The 25,511-nt window shown below is 43.7% G+C and carries 21 protein-coding genes; 6 read left to right on the top strand and 15 right to left on the bottom strand.

Annotated elements, in window-relative coordinates:
- Positions 1-39 precede the first annotated feature (39 nt).
- The 10 genes from NSQ25_RS03645 to NSQ25_RS03600 all read right to left on the bottom strand — a co-directional run bounded on the left by NSQ25_RS03645 (position 40) and on the right by NSQ25_RS03600 (position 12,976).
- Entirely contained in the window at positions 40-1,017 is a 978-nt protein-coding gene (locus NSQ25_RS03645) for a tripartite tricarboxylate transporter substrate-binding protein (protein ID WP_046314227.1), read from the bottom strand.
- Positions 1,018-1,020: 3 nt separating this feature from the next.
- Positions 1,021-1,716 carry a response regulator gene (locus NSQ25_RS03640; RefSeq protein WP_046314340.1) on the bottom strand — a complete coding sequence of 232 codons (696 nt, stop codon included), beginning with the start codon at positions 1,714-1,716 and terminating at the stop codon, positions 1,021-1,023.
- 3 nt (positions 1,717-1,719) lie between these two features.
- Positions 1,720-3,315 carry a sensor histidine kinase gene (locus NSQ25_RS03635; protein ID WP_214755639.1) on the bottom strand — a complete coding sequence of 532 codons (1,596 nt, stop codon included), beginning with the start codon at positions 3,313-3,315 and terminating at the stop codon, positions 1,720-1,722.
- 140 nt (positions 3,316-3,455) lie between these two features.
- Positions 3,456-5,918, bottom strand: coding sequence for an exosporium glycoprotein BclB-related protein (locus tag NSQ25_RS03630; RefSeq protein ID WP_342497914.1), 2,463 nt, complete (start codon positions 5,916-5,918; stop codon positions 3,456-3,458).
- 112 nt (positions 5,919-6,030) lie between these two features.
- Positions 6,031-7,113 (bottom strand): bifunctional diaminohydroxyphosphoribosylaminopyrimidine deaminase/5-amino-6-(5-phosphoribosylamino)uracil reductase RibD, encoded by a 1,083-nt coding sequence (gene ribD / locus NSQ25_RS03625; protein WP_034282725.1) that lies wholly within the window; start codon positions 7,111-7,113, stop codon positions 6,031-6,033.
- Between the two features lie 283 nt (positions 7,114-7,396).
- Positions 7,397-9,154, bottom strand: coding sequence for a WD40 repeat domain-containing protein (locus tag NSQ25_RS03620; RefSeq protein ID WP_061110493.1), 1,758 nt, complete (start codon positions 9,152-9,154; stop codon positions 7,397-7,399).
- Positions 9,155-9,158: 4 nt separating this feature from the next.
- Complete coding sequence (locus NSQ25_RS03615) at positions 9,159-9,962, bottom strand: SUMF1/EgtB/PvdO family nonheme iron enzyme (protein ID WP_034282727.1); 804 nt, start codon at positions 9,960-9,962, stop codon at positions 9,159-9,161.
- A gap of 32 nt (positions 9,963-9,994) precedes the next feature.
- Positions 9,995-10,720, bottom strand: coding sequence for a GTP cyclohydrolase II (locus NSQ25_RS03610; protein WP_034282729.1), 726 nt, complete (start codon positions 10,718-10,720; stop codon positions 9,995-9,997).
- Between the two features lie 281 nt (positions 10,721-11,001).
- On the bottom strand, positions 11,002-11,658 hold the full coding sequence (locus NSQ25_RS03605) for a methyltransferase domain-containing protein (protein ID WP_034282731.1): 657 nt from the start codon (positions 11,656-11,658) through the stop codon (positions 11,002-11,004).
- A 970-nt stretch (positions 11,659-12,628) separates the two neighbouring features.
- Complete coding sequence (locus tag NSQ25_RS03600; protein ID WP_034282732.1) at positions 12,629-12,976, bottom strand: general stress protein; 348 nt, start codon at positions 12,974-12,976, stop codon at positions 12,629-12,631.
- A 221-nt stretch (positions 12,977-13,197) separates the two neighbouring features.
- Between NSQ25_RS03600 and NSQ25_RS03595 the strand changes: the two genes are divergently transcribed.
- Positions 13,198-13,575 (top strand): YfmB family protein, encoded by a 378-nt coding sequence (locus NSQ25_RS03595; protein WP_024426642.1) that lies wholly within the window; start codon positions 13,198-13,200, stop codon positions 13,573-13,575.
- A 121-nt stretch (positions 13,576-13,696) separates the two neighbouring features.
- Positions 13,697-14,701, top strand: a complete 1,005-nt coding sequence (locus NSQ25_RS03590; protein WP_034282733.1) for an NADP-dependent oxidoreductase — start codon at positions 13,697-13,699, stop codon at positions 14,699-14,701.
- Positions 14,702-14,735: 34 nt separating this feature from the next.
- On the opposite strand, the gene NSQ25_RS03585 is transcribed toward NSQ25_RS03590, so the two are convergent.
- The gene (locus NSQ25_RS03585; RefSeq protein WP_024426644.1) at positions 14,736-15,878 is read right to left on the bottom strand and encodes a DEAD/DEAH box helicase; all 1,143 of its coding nucleotides are present in this window, start codon (positions 15,876-15,878) and stop codon (positions 14,736-14,738) included.
- 152 nt (positions 15,879-16,030) lie between these two features.
- Between NSQ25_RS03585 and NSQ25_RS03580 the strand changes: the two genes are divergently transcribed.
- Positions 16,031-17,584, top strand: a complete 1,554-nt coding sequence (locus tag NSQ25_RS03580; RefSeq protein ID WP_024426645.1) for an ABC-F family ATP-binding cassette domain-containing protein — start codon at positions 16,031-16,033, stop codon at positions 17,582-17,584.
- 47 nt (positions 17,585-17,631) lie between these two features.
- On the opposite strand, the gene NSQ25_RS03575 is transcribed toward NSQ25_RS03580, so the two are convergent.
- Both NSQ25_RS03575 and NSQ25_RS03570 read right to left on the bottom strand, forming a co-directional pair.
- Positions 17,632-18,822, bottom strand: a complete 1,191-nt coding sequence (locus NSQ25_RS03575; protein ID WP_034282738.1) for an MFS transporter — start codon at positions 18,820-18,822, stop codon at positions 17,632-17,634.
- A gap of 257 nt (positions 18,823-19,079) precedes the next feature.
- Positions 19,080-19,505, bottom strand: coding sequence for a MerR family transcriptional regulator (locus NSQ25_RS03570; RefSeq protein ID WP_024424586.1), 426 nt, complete (start codon positions 19,503-19,505; stop codon positions 19,080-19,082).
- Between the two features lie 143 nt (positions 19,506-19,648).
- On the opposite strand from NSQ25_RS03570, the gene folE2 reads away from it, so the two are divergent.
- Positions 19,649-20,545 (top strand): GTP cyclohydrolase FolE2, encoded by an 897-nt coding sequence (folE2, locus tag NSQ25_RS03565; RefSeq protein WP_326136715.1) that lies wholly within the window; start codon positions 19,649-19,651, stop codon positions 20,543-20,545.
- A gap of 32 nt (positions 20,546-20,577) precedes the next feature.
- Here the strand turns inward: folE2 and NSQ25_RS03560 are convergent, their stop codons facing one another.
- Positions 20,578-22,461, bottom strand: coding sequence for an ABC-F family ATP-binding cassette domain-containing protein (locus NSQ25_RS03560; RefSeq protein ID WP_024426648.1), 1,884 nt, complete (start codon positions 22,459-22,461; stop codon positions 20,578-20,580).
- A 132-nt stretch (positions 22,462-22,593) separates the two neighbouring features.
- On the opposite strand from NSQ25_RS03560, the gene NSQ25_RS03555 reads away from it, so the two are divergent.
- Complete coding sequence (locus NSQ25_RS03555; RefSeq protein WP_326136716.1) at positions 22,594-23,667, top strand: glycosyltransferase family 2 protein; 1,074 nt, start codon at positions 22,594-22,596, stop codon at positions 23,665-23,667.
- A gap of 180 nt (positions 23,668-23,847) precedes the next feature.
- Positions 23,848-25,239 (top strand): amino acid permease, encoded by a 1,392-nt coding sequence (locus tag NSQ25_RS03550; RefSeq protein ID WP_326136717.1) that lies wholly within the window; start codon positions 23,848-23,850, stop codon positions 25,237-25,239.
- Between the two features lie 36 nt (positions 25,240-25,275).
- On the opposite strand, the gene NSQ25_RS03545 is transcribed toward NSQ25_RS03550, so the two are convergent.
- Positions 25,276-25,509 (bottom strand): hypothetical protein, encoded by a 234-nt coding sequence (locus NSQ25_RS03545; RefSeq protein ID WP_034282744.1) that lies wholly within the window; start codon positions 25,507-25,509, stop codon positions 25,276-25,278.
- Positions 25,510-25,511 lie beyond the last annotated feature (2 nt).

Raw genomic sequence — 25,511 nt, 5'->3', positions numbered from 1 at the left:
CACCGAATGCAAGGGTTTGTCTACACGCTGGAAGCGGTCTCACTCGACCGCTTGTTCTCCTTGTATCAATTGCTCATATTGCCTTAATTGATCTTCCATAAAGACCTTTGCCTCTTTGCTGTTCATATAACGACTTGTCCAGCCCTTTTGCTTTAATCGCTTTTTCCAGGACTTCGTTTTCGTCATTTTTTGAAGAAGCTGATCCCATTCACGAACCTCATGCTGACTCATTTGTTTTGGGCCCATCACACCGCGCCAATGGGAAAAGATGAGCGGAATGCCCTGCTCTTTCCATGTCGGCACATCTTCAAATCCATCTAAGCGCTGGCTGGTTGTCGTCGCTACGAGCTTCAGCCTCTTTTTTTCATAATCATGACGAACCTCTGTAATGGTAGTCGTTGCTGCATCCACCTCATGGTCGATGAGCGCCTGAAATAAATCATCTGCACTGTCAAATTTCAAAAATTGAATGCGATATGGATCAATTCCTGCCATTTCTGCTGCCCGGGCGAATGAGATTTGATCATCATTTCCAAAATCAGGGGCAAACCCAATTTTTAAGGAATCTGGTTTTTTCTTAAGTGCGTGTAACAGCTCCTTCCCATTTGAAAAAGGAGAATCCACTGGGACTGCGACGACCTGCCACTCTTCTGCAAGGATTGCCAGCGGTGTCACATCATTCATCGTCACGTTACTGCTGCCAAGCAAATTACGGCTTAACAATAAGCTTGAATTTAAACTGATATAGTTGGCTTCTCGCTCCATCATGTATGTCCATCCTTTATCCACCGTTCCGCCTCTTTGATAAAGAATGTTCACAGGCCGGTTCACCAGCTTCTCTTGTTCAAGCACTGATTTCATCACCTGAGCCGTTTGGTCAAATCCCCCCTCTGGTACACCCGACACCACAATATATAAGGAGCTTTGCTGCAGGAAAGAATCACCGGCCTTTTTTTCATTAAAGGTGAGCGTCATACAAAGGCAGAGCACGATCACAAAAAGTATTCCTTTTTTCATCTTTTATGACTCCGCTTGTTTGGCAGGGTAATATTTACGTTCAGGTCTGCCAATGATTCCGTATGCAAGCTCTGCCCGGCATTCCCCTGTTGTCACGAGATACTCTACGTACCGTCTCGCCGTTGTACGTGATGCGCCCATCTTTTCCCCGAGTTCTTCTGCTGTAATTCCGCTAATCTCGGATGCCATCAATGTTTTCACTTTGTCCAAGGTCAGTGAATTGATGCCTGTAGGAAGATCTCTGTCATCCCTTTGTTTTGGCTCTTCCTGCATCTGCCCAAAAAACAGATCGATCATCGTTTGATTGACTTCATCTTTTGAATTGATGATGTCTTTCTTCTCTTTATATTCGGTTAAAACTTGTGCAAACTTTTGTGCGGTCACCGGTTTGATTAAATAATGAACCACTCCGTAATGAAGCGCATCTCTTAAAAGCGTCGTTTCCGTTGCAGCCGTGATAATGATCACATCTACTTCAGGATAGCGTTCTCTTAAAAGCGGCAGCAGGTTTGTGCCGAGCTCATCAGGCATATAGACATCAAGCAAGATGAGATCCACTTGTTCCCTCTGGAGCGCCTCCCACATATCCTTTGCACTCTTTGCCTTTCCAGCGACCTTAAATCCTTCTATCTTTTGTATATAAGATTCATGAATGGCAGCGATTCGAAAATCATCCTCCGCAATGAGTACCTTAATCACCATCTATTCCCCCTTTGTGCCTTTCGGTATGTATACAGTGAAGATGGCACCGCCTTCTTTTTGGTTCGCAACTTCAATCCAGCCCCCAAGCTCGTCCAACACTTCTTTCACATTTGCAAGCCCATAGCCTCGTCCTTCTCCCTTTGACGAATGGCCTCTTGTGAAAATCTGTGAGAGCTCCTCTTCATTCACTCCATCACCTGAATCTGACACTTCTATGATAATATCAAACCCAATATCTGTGATGAACAGGTCTACCTTGCGCTTCTCCTTATTTAATACAGCTTCAAAAGCATTATCTACGAGATTGCCAATGATGGTGATAAAGTGAGATAGGCTTAAATGAGCTGGGAGCGGCTCTAGTGAGCTATTTTCATCAATGTGGAAATGGACTTTTTTCTCAGATGCTTTCCCTAACTTGCCAAGTAAGATGGCTTGTATTTTAGGAGAACGAATCTGCTTCATGAGTAAATCGTGCTGACGGTTTTGCAGATGATATTCTTCTTTAATTAAGTCGATGGCTTCATCGACTTGCTTCAGCTCAAGCAGGCCTAAGATGGCGTACAGCTTATTTGAGAATTCGTGCGTTTGTGCCCTCAGGTCTTCTGAATATTGACTGACCTCTGTTAATGTATCCAGCAGCTTCGTCAGCTCTGTTTTCTCCCTGAAGCTCACAATCCCTCCGAATACTCGATTCTCCTGCATTACTTTTTTCACATTTAAGACATAGGTTTTATCATTGACGACGGTTTCGATGTTAGGTTCAATCTTCTCTGATTTTAAATAGAGAAGAAGTTTGGCATTTGGCAAGACTTGATCAATATGAAGGGGCAACTCTGATGAGACGCGCAGCATGTGCTCAGCTGATGTATTCATCATCGTAATCGCGCCTTTCTGGTCAAACGCAATGATCCCTTCTTTTATAGCGAGCAGCATCGCTTCTCTTTCTCGATACAACGAAGCTATTTCATGCGGCTCAAGCCCTAATGTATCTTTGCGAATACTCTTCGTTAAAAAAATCGCACCGAATATGCCCGGCAAGAGCACAAGAAGGGCAATATAGCTAAGCTTCAATAGCTGATGAGCTGTCGCTTGATCGATTTCCTTTTTTAAAAATTCGACGGTGACTGTGCCGATAATTTCTTCATGCCCTTCTGTTTCTTTCATAATGGGTGCACTGCCTCTGACAACGGTTTCACCATTAGAATCATCAGTTGATATGGAGGTTCCTCCAAATAAGAGAGTACTTCTTCCTTCCGATACACTGATGGTCTTTCCTACGTCCTCATGATTCGTATGAACAAGGACCTTTCCTTTTCGATTGGTAATGAAGATGGCATGTGCTCTTACTTGCTCCTTCATTTGCTCAAGCACTGCCTGTTCTTCATTTTGGGACGCTGATAGAGCCACCGATGCTTTAATGGGCGGCATATATGATATTGTTCTAGCGGTCTGCACCGCCAGCTGTTCAGCTTGTCCCTGCCTTTCTGATGTCTGCAGAAAACCAAAACAAATGGTTAATAATGCAATGACAACAAGCAAAAGCCCGATAATTAACCCCAAAATTTTCGTTTGTAAAGTGACTTTCCTTTTGCCCATCCTCACCGCTACAACCCCTAATTCAGTAGATTCACCCGAATAGACTCTAAGAAAATGATATCATTTTTTCTGACTAAGTTAAGAGAAAATTATTTCAAACAAAAAGACGACTCAGGCATCGAGTCGTCCCTGTATACCTATTACGTGATCGATAAACCAGCACTCGCATAGCCTGCTACGGTATTCACTAAGGATAGACCAGTAGCTGATGCGGAGAATACAACAAGCAATCGAGTTTCCGGTGTAACTGGTACATTTAGACCAGTCGCAATACCGTTTGCAATCGCACCCAGCGTTAAAACCCCGGATAAGGCTGGAGCTAAAGTGACACTCGCTACTTGAGTGAAACTGTTATTTGGTGTCGGTGAAGCAAATAGACTAGCCGTTACGGTAATACTCGTGCCGACTAAAGAAAGAGCTGCTGTTGTGCTGAAATAGCCAGCAAATGACGTGATCGTTCCAGCTCTCGGAACTGAAAACGCCATGTTGAGTAAAGTGCCTGCAGCGCCGGTTAAATCAATTACTCCGCCTAAAATACTGACACCTGTCGCTGAGTTACCAAATCCGATCAAGCTGGATGTTCCAACAAGACCGCCCGCAATTGTTGTCAGGACAGCAGGTGTACCTGATGCAAACGGAATGATCGCACTCGATCCTGTCACTCCTGTTGGACCGGTGGCTCCTGTGGCTCCTGTACCTGTGACTCCGGTGGCTCCTGTTGCACCGGTTACACCCGTTGCTCCAGTTAAACCTGTAATACCCGTTACACCGGTCACTCCTGTTGCTCCGGTTGCGCCGGTTAGACCTGTGGCTCCTGTGACTCCGGTGGCTCCGGTAACTCCTGTTGCTCCCGTAGCTCCCGTAGCTCCGGTAACCCCTGTTTCTCCCGTGGCTCCGGTTAATCCAGTTGCTCCGGTAACCCCGGTAACCCCTGTTTCTCCCGTGGCTCCGGTTAATCCAGTTGCACCGGTCGCTCCAGTCACTCCTGTAACTCCCGTGGCTCCGGTTATTCCAGTTGCACCGGTTGCTCCGGTAACCCCTGTTTCTCCCGTGGCTCCGGTTATTCCAGTTGCACCGGTTGCTCCGGTAACCCCTGTTTCTCCCGTCGCTCCTGTGATCCCTGTTGCACCCGTTGCTCCGGTAACCCCTGTTTCTCCCGTCGCTCCTGTGATCCCTGTTGCACCCGTTGCTCCTGTGATCCCTGTTGCACCCGTTGCGCCCGTATCACCAGTTACCCCAGTTGCACCTGTGACGCCGGAGGCTCCGGTTGGACCAATTTCCCCCGTTGCTCCTGTAACGCCAGTAACTCCGGTTGGACCAATTTCCCCCGTTGCTCCCGTGACGCCAGTGACTCCGGTTGGGCCAATTTCTCCTGTTGCTCCCGTCGCTCCTGTACCGGTTGCACCTGTCACGCCAGTCGCGCCTGCGGCAGCTAATAACGTATAATCTGGTGACGTATCTGGTGTTCCTGTTGGCGGTGCTGTGTTCACGATATAGGTTCCACCTTCATACGTGACCACTTGACCTACTGGATACGTTGGGGCTGCCGCTGGATCAAACGCCGTGACGCCGGCTAAGCCGATTCCCGTCGCTCCTGTGATCCCTGTTGCACCTGTTGCGCCCGTATCACCAGTTACCCCAGTTGCACCTGTGACACCGGTGGCTCCAGTTGGGCCAATTTCTCCCGTTGCTCCCGTGACGCCAGTGGCTCCGGTTGGACCAATTTCTCCTGTTGCTCCCGTGACGCCGGTGGCTCCGGTTGGGCCAATTTCTCCTGTTGCTCCCGTGACGCCGGTGGCTCCGGTTGGACCAATTTCCCCCGTTGCTCCTGTGATGCCAGTAACTCCGGTTGGACCAATTTCCCCCGTTGCTCCAGTTGCACCCGTACCGGTAGCGCCTGTAACGCCAGTCGCGCCTGCGGCTGCTAATAACGTATAATCTGGTGATGTATCTGGTGTACCTGTTGGTGATGCTGTGTTCACAAGATATGTTCCACCTTCATATGTCACCACTTGCCCCAATGGGTATCCTGGCGCTGCTGCAGCATCATACGGTACGACTCCCGTTAAACCCACGCCGGTGGCGCCTGTGGCTCCAGTTGGACCTGGATCTCCTGTGACACCTGTTGGCCCTGTACCTGTTTCCCCCGCTGCAGCTAATAATGTATAATCCGCCGACGTATCCGGCGTACCTAATGGCGGTGCTGAATTGACCACGTACGTACTGCCATCGTATGTCACCACTTGACCTACTGGGAAGGTTGGTGCTACTGCTGGATCAAATGCCAAGATGCCTGTTAAACCTACGCCCGTTGGACCGATTGGACCTGCTGGACCTGCTGGACCCGCTGGACCCACTGCACCCGCCGGACCGGCTGGGCCTCTTCTTCCTCTCCCGCCTGGCGGACCTTGAATCACACAAACACAAGGATCTTTTCCGCAGCAAGGATTTTTCACTGGTTTCCTTGGCTTTTCTGATATCCCTTTCTTACAACTATCACATTCCCAGCCATCGTCCTTGTACGCATCATACCAGCTTCCTTTTTGGTAGTGGTCTGTCGAATGAGTTGGATATGTCTTACCACATTGCCTACATTTTTTCATGGAATCACCCCCATCCATCGTATTCATCATGACTGGGAATGGTGTATGTACACTTTTATTTTTTAAAATAAACAAAAGACCTTGCACTTTCTTGCACAAGGTCTTTCTTTCATTAAAGTCTCATCGTCATTTTTAAATCTTTTCCTACCATACTATAATCCATATCTACCGGCCGGATGGCTTCTTTTAATGTTTTCGTACCTTCTCCTTCAAAGAAAGTAGGTGCATCTTTCCCTCCAATTAATAATGGTGCCATATAAATAATGACTTCGTTCACAAGGGACGCTTCTAAAAAGGATGCGCTCACACTGCCTCCCGCCTCTACAAGCACCGACATCACAGAGCGCCTTTTCAGCATACGTAACACCGCATGAAGATCTGTCCGATTTTCTCCGCTTGTGACAAATACTTGATGTCCTTTTTGCACCAGTTGATGGTATTTTTTTTGATCGTACTTGTTTGAGGTACAAATGATGGTTTCTGCCATATGATCATTTAAACATTTCGCATGAAGCGGAATCCTTAAGGTGGAATCTAAAATGACACGAATAGGCTGTGTCACGATTGAATCTTTCACAATAAGACCTGCATCATCTTGAATAATGGTTTCGACGCCTGTTATCACAGCATCTGCTTCTTGACGTAATTGCTGCACTTCATTCCTCGCTTCTGTCCCTGTAATCCATTTGCTTTCTTGATGAGCTGTTGCAATTTTCCCATCTAATGAAATGGCTGTTTTTAATATGACATACGGAAGGTCTGATTGTATCGAATGAAAAAAAGGAAGATTTAAGCTGTCCGCTTCCCGCTTACATACCCCTTCTTCTACTTCTATCCCTGCTTGTTTCAACATCGTGACCCCTTTACCTGCTACAAGTGGATTTGGGTCCCCAGTGGCAATGACCACACGTTTCACCCCGCTCTTTATAATGGCTTCTGAGCAAGGACCTGTTTTTCCATGATGCGAACAAGGTTCGAGCGTCACATATAGATGAGCTCCCTTCGCCTTTTCTCCTGCCATTTGCAGCGCAAGAATTTCAGCATGCGGTTCGCCCGCCTTCATGTGAGCACCAATTCCAACGATCTCACCTTTATTGACTACCACTGCTCCGACAAGCGGATTTGGCGAGGTTTGTCCTTTCATGGCCTTTGCGTTGGCAATCGCTAGCTTCATATAAAAAACATCGTCTTTCATGTAAATCTCCTTTCCTCTCTTTCAAGGGAAAGAACTCCTTCAGGGAATGAAGGAGTTCTATTCTCATGTGCTATATTTTTTCCATCCGTTTCTTTTCAGATCGATCATAGTAAGGCAAGGAATAAAAAAGTTTATAAGATGCTCGTTGTTTACAAAAACAGCATTTGCGACATTCATATTTATTAATGAGGAGCACATGCGGACAATTGAGTACAGACAGACCTTTTTTCATATGTTCCTTGCAAACACTTATCATGAGAATCCCCCGCTTACATTCTTTTTCTTAATGAGAGATTACTTCTTTCGGAAATTGTTCAAATAAGCGTAGTACTTCGGTATGCGTTCCATCTTCTCGAACGTGATAAATCCCGCCGTCATATGAGCTTGCATATACATCATTGCCTAATTGTCTGATGGCACTAATCCCATTTTGGGCAATTCTAATTGGGCCGGTGTTGACATCCAGCTCTGGATTCCACACAACGATATAGCCCCAATAATCACCGCTTACAATATAGCCTGAGTCTGTGACTGTGACCGATTTAATCGAATACTGGTGTTCGTTATGCTGGCCTAAAATTCTTCCTGTATGCAAATCAAACAATCTCACATTCTTGTCGCGGCTGACAATGGCGATACGGTCTCGTTTACTATCAATAAAGACATCATTTAACAGCTCTGTCGCACCAATGTACTCCGCTTTTAAGGACAAACTCTTTTTATCTAAAAGACAAATGGTTCCTTCAACTGCTGCTGTGATGATAAGATCTCCTTCTACCTTTAATGCTTTAACTGCACAATCGTGTGCTTTGGAACGGCCGATTTCCTTTAAGTGTTCTGTCGAAATGACATGTACATAACCGCCGTAAGTTCCAATATAAAATTGACGATCCTCCTCGTGGAAATACACGCTGTTGACCGGACCTGTGTTAAGATCAAACGAAACCATTTGCTGTAATGACTCATGAACAATATGCACCTGACTTGCATGGTCTCCCCACGCATAATAGCTTCCATCCCGTGCAACAGCTACTCCATTTGTTAAAACGCCCGTCGATTTGGCAATTTCAATCCCATTTTTTCTGAATTTTCCATCATCGGATGCGGTAATAATATCACCTGCATCAGTCAGCGCAATATCATTGATAGATGGTGTCGCCATTTCGATCTCATCTGATACGACTTTGCCCTTTTCGATCGACCATTCACAATATGTTTTTCCAAAGCTGGCTCCTAGTATTGACTTCTCATCCTCTGTCCAGACAAGTGAGCGCTCCCACTGATATTTATGAGGCAGCAGTGTATCGACTAAATCACCTGTTTCATAATTCCACAGCTTAATTAAATGGTCGTAGCCTGCTGTCAGCAAGTAATTGCCGCTTGGAGAAAAATTCACGCGCTTGACGCCCTGTAAATGGGCTTTGATGATTTTCTTCTCCTGTAAAGTAGCTGCATCGTAAATAATAACGGTGCCATCATCTCTGCCAAGTGCGAATACTTCTTTTTGATTGCTGCCGCTGATCGTATCGAGCTCATAATCAAACGGGCCGATTTCCCCTACGATTTCTCCGGTTTCATACAGCCATACAAGGACATATCCATCATCACCTGTTGTATAAGCTTTATCACCATGTATCCATACAGCTAATACATCTTTGCTATGGCCATGGAATTCTCTTAAAATAGCGCCCGTTTCGATATCCCAGACTAAGCATCTTCTATCTCTGGACACGGATACAAGCAAAGTATCCTGCTTCGCAAAAGCGACGGCTTCTACATCATCTGCATGACCAAACAACGTGCGGATTCGGGTATTTGTGCCTGTATCATACAATTGAATCGTATAGTCTGACGATGCACTCGCTAAATACTTTCCGTTTTCAGAAAGAGATATAGAATTAATGATATGCTCGTGACTGCCAATAAACGTTCCTTCTCCCGTCGCCCGGTTCCACTGATAAATACAGCGGTCATAGCCGCCAGTGTAAACAATTTGGTCGTGCTGAGTTGATAAAACAGATGTAATTGGTCCTCTATGCATGGTTTTACACTCCCACCTTTATATGTTGTTTTTGACGAGTCACTAAACGAAAACCAGTAAATCGAAAAACGGGATCTGGGTGCTTCCCGTGTCTTCTTGCGACTCTGCATAAATCTCCGCCTCTTGCGAAGGAGCCGCCCTTTAAAATGTAGTAATCATTTCCGAGTGTTTCCGTTAAATCATCGACGACCTCGATGCCGCCTTCATATACATGATATTTGGTGTTGACCCATTCCTCGACGTTGCCTCCCATATCATAAAGACCAAATAAGGATCGGCCCTTTTCGTAATGACGGACAGGGGTCGTTTTTTCAATATTTGATTCGTGCGTATTGCAGTAAGAAGGATCAAACTCATCTCCCCACGGGTATTGATTTCTCGTGTTTCCCCGGGCAGCATACTCCCATTCTTCTTCAGTAGGAATTGAAACATCAATCCCAAGTTTCCCGCTCAGCCACTGACAGAACGAGAAGGCTTCCTCAATGTCCATGCCCCAAGCTGGATGATCTTTTCCCCCGCCAAGCTCTTCGTTCGTTAAACTCTCCGGGTATGTCTGGCCTGTTTCATCACAATAGCTTTGATACAATTCATTGCTGACGACCGTATCTGAGATAAAAAATTCGTTGATATACGGCTGATAGGATGGAAATTCTTTGTACAGCCATTTTTGAAATTTTTTCTCACGGCCGTAGGTTGGATTGAGCAGCTTGTCCTTCCAGAATTCTGCTGCCTTTTTCATATCTTCTTCATTACTTCCAATCGTTGCATAGCCGCTTGGGATTTGAATCCAATTGATATCAGGTTTCACGTTTTTCTCCCGCCTTCTTTCAATAAACTCGTCTATTGATTAATTAATTTCTTCTCATCGACCATATGCCCTGAGGCTGCTTTTGCCTTTAAATAGGCTTCATTGTAGAGAGAGGCTTCGACCGTATGATCAAACCGCAAAACAGGAAGACCGTAAGCTGCAATAGAATCGACTTTATCTGGATTGTTTGTTAGTAAATGCAATGGTTTCCCTTTGTTTAAATAGTGCAAAACAGCTGCTGCTTCCTCGTAATGCCGATCATCATCCCCGCAGCCGATCAGGCGGTTGGCTTCAAAAGTATCCAGCTGCATCTCCTGTAATTTATACGTCAACGCTTTTGCCATCAGCCCAATAGACCGACCTTCTTGATTGGCCATATACACAAGCATGCCTTTTCCGTAATCGGTGATTTTCTTCAGCGATAATGCAAGCTGTGGACCACAATCACATTTCAGTGACCCAAACACATCCCCTGTTTGGCAGACACTATGGATTCGCACAAGCGGCGGCCGTTCATTTTCAAAGTCGCCAAATAAGAGACAAGAGGAAAAGGTTTGCTGCGCGGTACTCATTTGGACAATAGATTCGATCGTTGGTTTTGTATCCCGTTCAACAGGCGCGAAGGCATACCACTTAAATGGCACTTCTTCATGTTGAATGGAAATTGGCAGATTCACAGGCCCCACGAGCAAATAGTGTTTTTCTTGAAAGGTAAAATGATGAATCATTGATTGTAATTCATCTACAAACTTGTTCATTTGTCTCCCCCCTATTCATCACTGCACCCAAATCGACTCCCATAGCGCAGTGATGGAGTGATGAATATGTGTACGCACTCCCTCAGCTTGTGTGCTCCCGCAGAAAGAAATGGATGTGCAGTGTCTCTCATCGCTTTAGACCTTGTCCTTTTCCAGTACAAAGGAGCAGAAATCTTGGTTCATATGCTTTATTTTCTGTCAGAGCAGCAAACGCCCTTGATTGATAGACGCTCTTTCTTCCCATGAACACCTCTGCTAGCTTTGAATCACTCACCTTTGTACTAGATTTTGACGGCAATGACATGATGCTGGCTTATTCCGGCCTTCGCTTGTAACGGTGATATGGATACAAGCTCAAGACCTGATGTACAAATTTTTTCGCCAAGCTGAGAATCTGAAAATGAAAAATGGAAACGGCCATCTTCTCCGATTAATCCTGTTTTCCACTGTTCTCCCCAGACAACAAGTGAAAAGACACCGCCTTCATGAAGTAAAGAAGAGACCTGTTTTAAATAACGTTCATGATCATCAGGATGTTGATGATGAAAGCAGCCATGATCTAAAATTAAATCAAACTGCATCCCGCGTCCCTGATCCATGGACCATGACATAAAATCTTGATGAACAAAATGGACAGGAACTGTTTCTCTTTTCTGTAACCCTTCCCACTCCTCATGCTCATACAGGTCGATACCGACATATCCGGAAAGCCCGCTTAAATGTTCTAGTGCACGGCCGTTGCCGCACCCGATATCCAGCACAGAAGCAAGTGCATTCTTTTCCCTTGAACGCCATGCCTTTAATGACATCACTGCTGCGTCTGTTAAGGATGGATCAGTAGACCACATATCTGTTCTTTGCTCATAATGCTCTTGGAATGCCATGCGCATCTTTTCTAAATACAATCCGCTGTCTTCATGGTACAAAGCCTTTTTCATCATGAAACCTCCTTCAATTCACAATCTTCTTTTCGGGCAAAGGTGGTTTTCAAGCCAAAAACCTTATGTTAAAATGAAAGATGGATTTTTTAGGAAAATCTGTTTTTCTGAAAAAGGAGAGAAGCACCCCACATGTTCACTCTTCTTTTTCAGCATTCATCCTCATATGCAGCCGTTCGAGGGCCGCATCGCCTCAGCTTGTTCTCTCTTTTTTTCATATGAGTTCACCTCCTTTACCGTTCGATCAACTCACATTTCTTAGTGAAACCGCTTTCTCTTTTTTATAAGGACTTAACGTCTTTTTCAATCTCTTACACTATGCTTTTAGTAGAAAGATGAATCTACTGTTTAGAATGGCGATCATTTTTTCTTCAAGTAAACGACGATTTGTTCTGTTCTAGTAGACATTTTTGTATCTAAGAGGCGCTTACGCCTTTGTTCTTGCCACCTCCTTTCACTAGATTATGCTTGGAATAAACCCGCCAGAAATTTAACAACTAATTCCATAATGACTGGATTAAGCCAAATATATTGTTTTTAGTTTATTTTGTCAACAAATTATTTCCTAAACATTAAAATGAATTTTCTAATTGAAAATACAGGTATTTTTCGTGGTTTTTTGACCTTAAAACACTTATTTCTACACAAAAATACAACTTAAACCAATAGAACTAAGAAATTTATCTACTAAATTACACAAGTTTTTTATTTAATTTTAAATCAAACTAGAAAGATACAATGATTATTTCCCGAATGGTTTTTTGTGATATTTCGACTATTTTTTTTGATTTTCCATGATTTTCATTGGTATAACGGCATTTTCAATTAGAGAGTTTACTATTTATTCCATACTTCTGTATTTACTTATTATCGTAAAAAAGATATATGTCTCTCTTTCAGACATGGAAGCATGAAAAAAAGCCCCTTACTTTTGTAAGAGGCTTTTTCGGTTGGCTTTTTCGGTTGGCGTTTACGCCCAGTTTTTCACTTTTTCATGATCTGTGACAAAGAGAAGGACTTTCCCTTCGTCTAAATGTTCTTCAAATGTCTCAGCTTCTTCTTTTGAGAAACCAATTTCATGAATTTTATTGCGGAGCTCATCACCCTTTTTACTAAAGATGTTTCCAACCGCATGTTTGAGTCCAACTTCTCTTGAGCCAATCGTATTGGCATCTGCATTATTTGCAATACGCTCTGTTCGATCATCGTCATGGGACAGAACATAAATGTCCTCTCTTGCAACACCGAGTGCCTTTAATTGCTCTACATCTTTTTGAAGTGTTTCATCATTTGAATACTCTCTTACAACAGGTTTCATTTTATATTCCTCCTTTAACGTCTTACGAATCTTTTACCCGTCACTTTTGACATTAAACCTTCCACGAGCACATCCAATTTTCTTGAAAGACGTACTATGTCTATCGACTTATTTTTGACAAAAATCCTGTAAAAATGACTAAATTTTCTGAATTATTATGTTCAATCCTGTTGATTTGTTGTACAATTCTTATACTGGAGGCTAGAAATGAGGGAGAGCTGATGTATTACTTTTCAGCGGAGCAGCAGTTTAATGCTTGGGTTGTCAGTGATTTGGTGAAACAGCTTTTTCAAAAGTGGAATCCTGAAGAAGCAAATACAAAGCCGCTTACATTGTTTGCCGAACAGCACTTTCACATCTCAATTGATTATCTCTTTTCCATCATTATTAACATTGGAGATATCGAGTCAATTGAACAAGATCCACAAGACATGTTGTCCTCATACTTGAATATCCTTTTTCCTTTTGTGACGCGCGATATGATGAAAGCCTCCATGCAAAATGCAAACGAATATTTGTTAAAAGAACGTGATGCGGATGTGTATCAGCTGTTTGGCTGTCTCCCGCCGCTCCTCTCTGTATCTTTTCAGAAAAAGTAGTCCCCTTCGATAAGATGGCGGCTGCTTTTTTGTATGTGTTTTGAAAAGACCGTATGTTTTGAACGAAAAGAAGCATCATGTTAATGTAAATCTAGGCTGTAAGTGAAAGGGAGGATTTGACATGAGTCAACAAAAGCAAATTCAATTAGCTAAACGTCCTAAAGGATTACCTACAAAAGATGTTTTTCATTTTGAAACAGTCGATATACCTGTGCCGCAAGATGGGGAGGTCTTGATTCAAACGAAATATGTTTCTGTAGATCCTTATATGAGAGGGCGAATGCAGGATACAAAATCCTATACACCTCCGTTCAAGCTAAATGAAGTGATTCAGGGCGGTGTTGTCGGAGAAGTCGTTGAGTCGAAATCGCCTCAATTTGAAAAGGGTGATTTTGTCCTTGGATTCCTTGGATGGCAAGAATACTCCACTGCCAAAGCTGAATCTCTGACTAAAATTGATCCGTCCATTGCGCCATTGTCCTATTATTTAGGGATTTTGGGCATGCCAGGGCAAACCGCTTACTTCGGCCTGCTTGCGATTGGCCAGCCAAAAGAAGGCGAGACGGTTGTCATTTCTGGAGCAGCAGGTGCCGTTGGTTCTGTTGTGGGACAAATCGCTAAGATCAAAGGCGCACACGTCGTGGGAATTGCCGGATCTGACGATAAACTCGCTTATTTAAAAGAATTGGGCTTTGATGAAACGATTAATTATAAAACAACAAATGATTTAGATGATGCCATTGCAAAAGCCTGCCCTAACGGCGTTGATGTGTATTTTGACAATGTAGGCGGCGAGATTTCAGATGCGGTGATGAATCATTTAAACCGTTTTGCACGCATTCCAGTGTGCGGCGCCATTTCTTCTTATAATATTAGCGCAAGCGAGGACATCGGACCGCGTGTGCAAACAAAACTCATCAAAACAAGCGCATTGATGCAAGGCTTCATCGTTGCCAACTATTCAGACCGTTTTGAAGAGGCAGCGAAGGATCTCGCACAATGGGTAAAAGAAGACAAACTCACATATAAAGAAACAATCATAGAAGGCTTTGACAACATTCCTGACGCATTCCTTGGACTATTCAAAGGAGAAAATGTCGGAAAACAGCTTGTCAAAATTTCATAACAAAAAAGGACCCTCCATGTGGAGGGTCCTTTTCTTATGCCTGCTTGGGCGCAAGGTGCAGCTGGCCTTGCTTATACACAATTTCTTCAAGCGAAAGATTCAGCTTTTTCGCCATTTTTTTCAGCATTGATTGCTCTTGAGGTGTGACAAGACTGATGACTGCGCCTTCTTTGCCTGCTCGTCCGGTTCTGCCTGAACGGTGGATGTAGCCCTCTTCATTTGGCATATCTGCATGAATCACATATGGCAGATCATCAATATCGATTCCTCTTGCTGCAATATCTGTTGCAAGGAGGAGCGGGAATTCACGCTGTTCAAATGATTTCAAGATCACAGCACGTTCAGCTTTTTTTGCTTCACTATGAAGGACACCAAGGTCGACATGATGGTACGCTAATTTCTCTGCATAAATGCTTAAGTTCGTAATGTCACGCACAAAAACGAGCGCCTGCATGTCCTCAAGCCGTGATAGCTTTTGCAGCAGTTTCACTTTGTCACGCTGATCACATAACAGATAATAGTGACCCACTTTCTGCGCTTCTTCCTCGCTTCTAGCAATTTTCAATACTTCTGGTTCAGATGTCATTTCTTTGATCAGCTGAACGGTTTCTTCTTTCAACGTTGCAGAAAAACAAAGGATTTGTCTTTCTTTTAATGTAGACTTAATGATCCCTTGGATCGTTTTCATATGCTCTGGCACAAGAAGCTGATCTGCTTCGTCTAATACAATCGTTTTGACTTCATGCATTTTCAGTTTCTTGATTTTGATTAATTCTTGTACTCGGCCAGGTGTCGCCACAACGATGTTCGGATGTTTCTTTAGTTTTTCTTGCTGCTTCTTGATGTTCGCTCCACCAATCAAGGAAACCGCTTTGATGTCTGATCCTTGTTTGAACTCTTGCACGACATCAAAGATTTGCATCACAAGCTCTCTTGAAGGTGCCAAGATTAAGACTTGCGGATGCTTAATATTGACATCAATTTTATTTAAAAGCGGCAGAACATACGCAAGTGTCTTCCCCGTTCCAGTTGGCGATTCTGCGATCACATCACGCTTCTCCGTAATCCACTCTGCTGTTTTTTCTTGTATAGCTGTTGGTTTTTCGAAGCCAGCCGCTTGAAAGTTTTCCTGAATAAATGGCTTTGCTTCTTTCAAAAATGCCCAATTTTCCGTCATGTCGATCTCCTTTATCCTCATTCAATCTATCCTTTAGTATCTCAAAATCAGCTTTGAAACGCAATTTTTCTTTTGATGCTTTTATCGAGCCGGACAGTTCGATATAATCATGAGAGGCACTAGCCGTTTTGAATCTATTTGAGGTGTAAAAAATGATATTATCTGTTAAAGATTTAAGTCATGGCTTTGGCGACAGAGCCATTTTCCACGAAGTGTCCTTCCGTTTATTAAAAGGCGAGCATGTCGGCTTAATCGGCGCCAACGGTGAAGGAAAGTCAACGTTTATGAATATTATTACTGGCAAGCTGGAGCCAGATGCAGGAAAAGTCGAATGGGCGAAAAATGTCCGTGTCGGCTACCTTGATCAGCATACCGTGCTAGAAAAGGGAAGAACGATCCGTGAAGTCCTTCAGGATGCATTCCATTATTTATTCTCCATGGAAGCCGCAATGAATGACATTTATGGCAAAATGGGTGAAGCCGATCCTGATGAGCTGGAAAAGCTGTTAGAGGAAGTTGGCGTCATTCAGGACGCACTGACAAACAATGATTTCTATATCATTGATTCTAAGGTCGAGGAGATTGCAAGAGGTCTTGGCTTAACGGATCTTGGACTGGACCGTGATGTGACGGAGCTCAGCGGCGGTCAGCGTACGAAGGTCCTGCTAGCAAAATTGCTGTTAGAGAAGCCAGAAATTCTCCTTCTCGATGAGCCGACCAACTATTTGGATGAGCAGCATATTGAGTGGCTGAAGCGTTATTTACAGGAATATGAAAATGCGTTTATCCTCATTTCACATGATATTCCGTTTTTAAACAGTGTTATTAACTTGATTTATCATGTTGAAAATCAAGAGCTCACGCGCTATGTTGGTGATTATGATCAATTTAAACAAGTGTACGAAGTCAAAAAGCAGCAGCTTGAAGCAGCCTATAAAAGACAGCAGCAGGAAGTGGCTGAACTAAAGGATTTTGTCGCAAGAAACAAAGCACGTGTCAGCACAAGAAATATGGCGATGTCCCGTCAAAAGAAACTGGATAAGATGGATATGATTGAACTGGCAGCAGAAAAGCCAAAACCAGAATTTCACTTTAAACCGGCACGTACGTCTGGGAAACTGATTTTTGAAACGAAAGATTTGGTCATCGGTTATGATGAACCGCTCTCCCGCCCATTGAATTTGAAAATGGAACGCGGGCAAAAAATTGCGCTGTACGGTGCTAATGGTATCGGAAAAACGACGCTGCTCCGAAGTCTTCTTGGGGAAATCACACCTATTTCTGGTGAGGTGGAACGTGGAGAATTCTTGCATATTGGCTACTTTGAGCAAGAAGTAAAAGAGCAAAACAGCAATACTTGTATTGAAGAAGTATGGAGCACCTTCCCTTCTTACACGCAATATGAAGTCAGAGCCGCTCTTGCAAAATGCGGATTAACGACAAAACATATTGAAAGCCGTGTGTCTGTATTAAGCGGAGGAGAAAAAGCAAAGGTCCGTCTTTGCAAGCTGATCAACGAAGAAACCAACTTACTTGTTCTCGATGAGCCGACAAACCATTTAGATGTCGATGCAAAAGAAGAACTAAAACGCGCCTTAAAAGAATATAAAGGCAGCGTCTTATTGATTTCTCACGAGCCTGAATTTTATCAAGATGTGGCAACTGAAACATGGAATTGCGAATCTTGGACGACAAAAGTATTATAACGACAAAAAAGCCTTATATCTTTTGCAGATATAAGGCTTTTTTCTAATTAATGACCTGCTTGGATATTCACCAAATGCTTACGTCCAAGGAGCAGAATAATCATGCCTAGAAGAACAACACCAGCCCCGACATAGTAAGGTGTACTTGCTGTATAGGATTCAGCGAGAACTCCGGCAATCCAAGGAGCGATCGCGCCCCCAATAAACCGTACAGCACTGTAAGAGGATGAAGCAATTGAACGTTCAACCGGTGCTGACCCCATCACAGCTGTCGTGAGCACCGTATTGATCATACCGAGAATTCCCCCAGCAATGACAATTCCGCAGATCACGACCACAACATGAGACGTCCATATTCCAATGCCGAATAAAATCACAGCAAACGAAGCAAACAAAACCACCAGCGAGGTCAATGTCCCAAGTTTGCGATGAATGACCGGCGCGGAGAAGACGGAGGTCACAGCCAAAAATAGCCCCCAACCAAAAAAGACATAACCAAGTCCATGCTCATCAAGATGGAGCACAAATGGTGAATACGCTAAAAGCACAAAGAAACCAAAATTATATAAGAAAGCGGCAGATGCCATCGTTAAAAGTCCTTTATATTTTAACGCCCCGACAGCCTCAAATAATTTCACTTTTTTCTCAGGCTTTTGCATAGGTGGAAGCATAAAGGTAATCGCTAAAAGAGCGATAAGCATTAACACGGCAACGCCAAAGAAAGGCCCGCGCCAAGAAATTGTTCCAAGCTCACCGCCAAGCAGCGGTCCAACCGATATCCCAAGACCTAGTGCTGCCTCGTATAAAATAATGGCCTTCGCACTTCCTCCAACAGACACACCGACAATGACAGAGAGTGCAGTTGAAATAAATAAAGCATTCCCGATGCCCCATCCGCCTCTAAAGCCAATTAATTCATTAATCGTTGACGAAGTACCTCCTAAAGCAGAAAAAACAATAATAAAAATGAGTCCTACTAATAACGTCCATTTCGCACCAATCCGGCTAGAAATAAAACCGGTAAAAAACATCACAAAGCCGGTCACAAGTAAGTAGCTTGTAAATAAAAGAGACACCTGGCTTGGAGATGCGTGTAATTGCGATGCAATGGCTGGCAGGATCGGGTCGACGAGTCCTATTCCCATAAACGAAATCACACATGCAAAGGCAACAGCCCAAACGGCTTTTGGCTGCCTAAGCAGACTTGTACGCTGTTTCAACACTTCTTCTTCCTTCATTCCATCAGAACCTTTCCTTCAAATGTTGACAAAATAAAATAAACACGCAGAGGTGTTTAATCAGATTGTTGACAAAGGGCTAAAATGATGTTTATTTTAGCCCTTTGTCTTCTTTTCAGCGTGATAGAAAACCTTTTGCAGTCTAGGAAGAACGAGCACTGGCGCGGAGCGAATTTGACATTCGTGAGCACCAGCGCGCAGGACTGACAAAGAATGCGAGGGTTTGTCTACACGCTGAAATAAACACGCAGAGGTGTTTATTTTTGTAATTGCTCAATTGCATGAGCCGCTCTTTCTTTCATCGCTTCAAGATCCTTTTTAAAGGATTGAATGGTTTCAAGCTTTTTTGAAATCAATTGATGCTGCACAGTCAGCTGCGCCTCAATATCTAACAGCTTCTCTAATCGTTCCTTCGGATCAAGCGACAGCAAGTAGCCTTCTTTATTCAGCTCTAGCTGCTTTCCGATTTCCATAAACGATTGAAGCTCCTGTAAAGAAAAGCCGAGTACCTCTTTTGCCTGCATCACTTTCTCTAGCTCTTCCATGTCGTCCTCTGAGTAAAGTCTGACTCCGCCCTCTGTCCGCTTTGGTGCTGATAATAAACCAATCTCTTCATAGAAACGAATCGTCCGTTTTGTCAGTCCGCTTCTTTTCGCCACTTGATCAATTTTCATCCATTCCATCACCAGTGCCTCCTGCTCATCAATTCATGTTTTATTATACACCTTTATAACCTTAACGTAAACGTCAAAGTTTTAACCCTTGATTTCCTTCGTGTTTTATCGCAAAATAAATAGGAATAATTACGATTTAAAGGAGGTACTATATGCGCTCATTTCCATCTAAAGAAGAACGGCATCAGCTATTCGGATCTGTACCGCCAAGTCTTGGCACAAAGCCTTGGCAAAAAGAGGACATGACGGACATTCAAAAAACAGAGCAAAACTTTTATTTTCATCTTGAACAAGTCGGGATCTGCCGCATGTCCTATCCGGTGCATATCGTATCTAAAACAGCACCACATCGCCAGACAACTACAGCTGAATTTACACTGAGTACTTCCCTGCCAGCTCATCAAAAAGGCATTCATATGAGCCGGCTCACTGAACAGCTGCACTCGTTTTATGAGAGCAGCAAGCCGCTTAATGTGAATGCCCTAAAAGAATGGACGGCAGCGCTCGCCCGGAAAATGGATCAGCCCTCTGCTTCCGTTCAAGTTGCCTTTCCATGGTACATGGAAAAACAGAGCCCAGTCACCGGTCAGTCAGGCTTGATGCATGCGACTGTCCAATATGACGTCCATTTTCATGAAAAGGACGGATGGACCTGTCACGTTGGCTGCGATGCACAGGTCACGACATTATGTCCTTGTTCCAAAGAAATCAGTGAATATGGTGCACATAATCAGCGCGGATCTGTTTCCATTCAAGTAGGGTTATTTGAACAAGCATCGCATCCTGACGATATCAAGGCCGCTCTTTTACATATCATCGAGTCCAATGCGAGCGCACCGCTTTATCCCGTGCTCAAAAGACCTGATGAAAAGAAAGTGACGGAAGAGGCTTATGAAAATCCGCGCTTTGTAGAAGATATCACAAGATTAATTGCCATCGAATTATATGAGCAGCCATGGATTAAAAGCTTTCAAATCGAGTGCCGTAATGAGGAATCCATTCACCAGCATGATGCGTATGCCAAATGCTCCTATCAAAAAAACCTGTAGAGCGATTCTACAGGTTTTTTATTTCCACATCTTTATTCATTCAATTCCTCAATCATAAGCGACAATTCTGTCCAGCGGTCCATTGCTTGTTCTAGTTCTTCCGCAACGGCTTTTTGTTCGTCCATCAGCTCTTGAATTTTTCCAAAATCACTTCCTGCTTCTACAATGCTGGTTTCGAGCTGCTGATGTTTTTCCTCTAATGCCTGTATCCGGTCTTCAATCCCGTCCCATTCAAGCTGATCTTTATAAGAAAGTTTTTTTCTCTTTTTAGGTGCGGCTTCTACTTGTTTCTCAGCAGGCTTTGTCTCTGTCCGCTTCTGCTCTTTTTCCTGTTCCATATAATCGCTGTAAGCACCTTGGAAGTGTGAAACGCGCCCATTTCCTTCAAATACAAGCAGACGGTGAACCACTCGGTCTAAGAAATAACGATCATGGGACACGGTGATGACGACGCCAGGGAACTGCTCTAAATAATCCTCTAAAATACTGAGGGTCTCTGTATCAAGGTCGTTCGTCGGCTCATCTAAAAAGAGAACATTCGGCTCTTCCATTAAGACCTTCAATAAATACAATCTGCGGCGTTCTCCCCCTGACAGCTTACGAATATACGTCCGCTGCATCGATCTTGGAAAAAGGAACCTCTCCAGCATCTGCTCTGCTGTGACAATAACGCCATCAGACGTCTTGACGATTTCAGCTGTTTCCTTGATATACTCAATGATGGTCAGCTCATCATTCATTTCCTTGTGATCCTGCGTGTAATAGCCAATACGAACGGTTTGTCCAATGGTCAATTGTCCTGAGGTCGGTTCAATCTTACCCGCTAGACAGTTCAGCAGAGTGGTTTTGCCGACTCCATTCGGTCCGATGAATCCGATACGATCACCCGGCACGACTAAATCTGTAAACCGCTCCACAAGGGTCTGGCCAGCAAATGAAATTGATAAGTCTTCTGCCTCTATCACTTGTTTCCCCAAGCGGTGCGAGCCGATGGCAAAATCAAGCTCTCCCTTCGCATCAGGTCCTTTTTGATCTTTCAGCTCTTCGACTCTGCCGATACGTGCTTTCTGCTTTGTCGTTCTTGCTTTTGCTCCTCGTCTCAGCCATGCAAGCTCTCGTCTAAGCAAGTTTTGACGCTTCGTTTCTTTCACCTGAGCCTCTGCTTCCCGCTCCGCTCTTTTTTCTAAAAAGACTTCATAATTTCCTTTATACGTATAAAGCTGCCCTTGATTTAACTCATAAATCCGATTGGCCACCCGGTTTAAGAAATAACGATCGTGCGTCACGAGGATGACAGCACCGCTGTATTGACTCAAATATCCTTCAAGCCATTCAATGGTGGCATTATCAAGGTGGTTGGTTGGCTCATCTAAAATCAGCAAACCTGCAGGCTGAATTAAATTTTTAGCAATGGCGACACGTTTTTTCTGTCCGCCAGATAATGCATGTACAGAGCGGCTCACATCTTTCACGCCAAGCTTTGTCAAAATCGTTTTAGCTGAAAGGTTCGCATCCCAAGCATCTTCCTGATCCATTCGATTTTGCATGCGCATCAGCGCCTCTTGTTTTGCCTCATTTTGCGGGTCATGCTCTAAATCGGCGAGTGCCTGTTCATACGCCTTCATCGTTTGAATCATTGGTGCCGTTCCAGAAAAAATGTAGTCAAGAATCGTTTCATTTCCAGTCATTTCAGGATCTTGCTCAAGAAATTCGATATCAAGTGTCCCTGCTTTCGTGATGTCACCTTCCTCAAACGATTCAAGTCCCGCGATGACCTTTAGAAGTGTTGACTTCCCTGTACCATTTGGTCCAATCAATCCGATGCGTTCCTTCGGTTCTATATGAAACGAAATATGATCAAACAGCGTTTTCTCGCCATAGGTTTTATATAATCCTTCAACATTCAATAAACTCATTTTATCAGCCCTTACATAGATTCTTCCTTTATTTTAAATCAGCCAGTAGCAGAAAACTAGTTTTAAAAAACCCGCTGCTGAAAAGAATGTTTCCTTTTGATGCTCGATACACTATGAAGAGGTGATCTAAAGATGATAACCATTAGCTTATGTATGATTGTGAAAAATGAAGAGGAAGTGCTGGCGGAATGCCTTTCTTCTGTTCAAGACATTGTCGATGAGATAATCATCGTTGATACGGGATCAACAGATCAAACAAAAGAGATCGCTCATTCCTTTTCAGCAAAGGTGCTGGATTTTGAATGGGTGCAGCATTTTGCAAAAGCACGTAACTTTGCTTTCTCACATGCAGCGAAAGAGTATATTTTATGGCTCGATGCTGACGATGTTCTGCTTGAAGAAGACCGCCAAAAACTGCTTCAACTCAAGCAGACACTTGATCCCTCAGTGGATGCCGTTTCGATGTTTTATCATGTGGGCTTCGATGAAAGCGGTCAAGTCAATTTCAAATATAGAAGAAATCGCCTTGTGAAGCGTTCCTTAAACTTTCAGTGGTACGGGGCCGTTCATGAGTTTCTTCAAGTGTATGGAAACATCCTTCCAGCAGATATCGCCGTCACACATCAAAAACGCAAGAAAACAACTGCTGGTGAGCCTGGGCGCAACTTGCGAATTTATGAAGACATGCTGGCAAAAGGAGAGGACATGACGCCCCGTGATCTCTTTTATTTTGCCAATGAATTAAGAGACAATGGGCAGCATGTCAGAGCGATTCGTTTTTATCATGAATTTTTAAACACAAAACAGTGCTGGATTGAGGATGAAATTCGCACATGCCAATATTTAGCGGACTGCTATTATGCGGCAGGCTTTGAGGAAGCGGCCTTATCCTCCTTATTACGATCCTTCTTATATGATCAGCCCCGGCCAGAATTTTGCTGCCGGATCGGGGATCATTTAAAAATACAAAATAAACATCAGGCAGCCATCTTTTGGTATGAGCAGGCGCTGAAGGCTCCTGAAAACGAAACAGCCTTCACACTTACACAATATAAAACATGGTATCCTCACCTTCAGCTTTGCTACTGTTATTATCAGCTCGGTGAACTGGAGCAAGCCAAAATACATCACCATGCCTCCTCCGCCCATCATCCGACTCATCCAAGTGTGCTGTACAATGAAAAAATATTTGCTGATCAGACATAGATCGTCTGACACCACATCCGCCTTCGATCTCACGGCGGATGTCTCTTTTTATACACTTATTCGGTTGTGACGTTTAACACTTTAGTGATTTAAAGCGTTTTTCAACCAATTGACTAAATTGTCATTTGCGCATATACTAACATTCGTCTTACGAAAAGATTTATCCATTAGGAGGTCAACATGATTTCTTTATTTAGAAAAAAATCTCTCGACCAGCTCATGCTTGAAAGTCAAACAAAGCGGCTCAGCCGTTCGTTAAATACGTTTGATTTAATCTTGCTTGGCATTGGCTGTGTGGTCGGGACTGGAATCTTTGTCATTACGGGGGTTGCTGCGGCAAATGATGCGGGACCTGCGATTATTATATCTTTTATTTTGGCTGCGATTGCATGCGCCCTTGCTGCTTTTTGCTACGCTGAATTCTCCTCTTCCATTCCTGTGTCAGGAAGCGTTTATACGTATTCCTACGCAACACTTGGAGAATTTCTCGCCTTTTTAATGGGCTGGGATCTCATGCTTGAATATGTCATTGCGCTCTCTGCTGTAGCAAGTGGATGGTCATCATATTTTCAATCACTGCTCAGCGGATTTGGCCTGCACATACCGAAGGCTTTATCAGCTGCACCTGGAGCCGCTGACGGGGCCGTCTTTAACCTTCCAGGCGCACTCATTATTTTGCTCATCACCTTTATCGTCTCAAGAGGCGTCAAAGAAAGCACAAAGCTGAATAACATTATTGTGCTGATCAAAATTGCCATCGTCCTTCTCTTTATCATTTCAGGCTTTGCTTACGTCAAACCTGAAAACTGGACACCGTTTATGCCAATGGGCTTCCATGGCGTGATTGCTGGAGCGGCAACTGTCTTTTTTGCTTACCTTGGATTTGATGCAATCGCTAATGCATCTGAAGAAGTTAAAAACCCGCAAAAGGCGATGCCAATTGGAATCATCGGTGCGCTCGGTGTTTGTACGATTTTATATATCGGGGTTTCATTCGTCTTAACTGGCATGGTTCACTATACGAAGCTGAATGTCAGTGATCCTGTCGCATTTGCTCTTCAAGTGGTTGGCCTGAATAGTGTCGCTGGCATTATATCCGCAGGTGCTATTATCGGGATTACGACAGTGTTAATTGCACTTGTCTACGCTCAGGTTCGTTTAACCTTTGCCATGAGCCGAGATGGGCTCATGCCGAAAATCTTTTCAAACGTTCATCCGAAATCTAAGACACCGGTTGCCAACACTTGGCTGACAGGCGCTGTTGCGGCCTGTATCGTTGGATTCGTCAACTTATCAACACTTGCTAATTTAGTCAGCATCGGTACACTTGCGGCCTTTACGGTGATCTCTATCGCTGTGATCGTACTCCGGAAAAAACATCCGAATATGAATACAGCGTTTAAAGTACCCTTTGTCCCTGTCCTTCCTATCATTAGTGCGGTCATTTGTATGATCTTGGCTTTCACACTGAAATGGGAAACATGGAGAGCCTTCCTCATCTGGATCGTCATCGGTGTTGTTGTCTATTTCACCTATGCAAGACGAAAAAGCCATCTTAATGAAACACATTAGAAAAGAGACACGGGGATTCCCGGTCTCTTTTTTTGCTTAAATCACGCTGTTTTTGACTGAATTTGAGTCCACCATATCTGGATCTAGCACGCTTGAAATCGGAATGACAAGCGGTGAACAATCTCCATTGTCCTCACCAAAACCTTGGTTCATTTTCATTGAGAGAAAATAATCAATCTGCTGATAAGGTCCTAGCGTCAGTGATGCACCCCGATCCATTGCATTGATTTTAAAAGCACCGACATTGACGACTGAGGGTGAGAATAACATCA

Origin of the sequence: Bacillus sp. FSL R5-0512, from assembly GCF_038593295.1 — a bacterium.
GTDB classification, from domain to species: Bacteria; Bacillota; Bacilli; order Bacillales; family Bacillaceae; genus Bacillus; species Bacillus safensis.
Note: the sequence above shows the minus strand (reverse complement) of the source record. Positions and strands in the feature narration are given on the sequence as shown.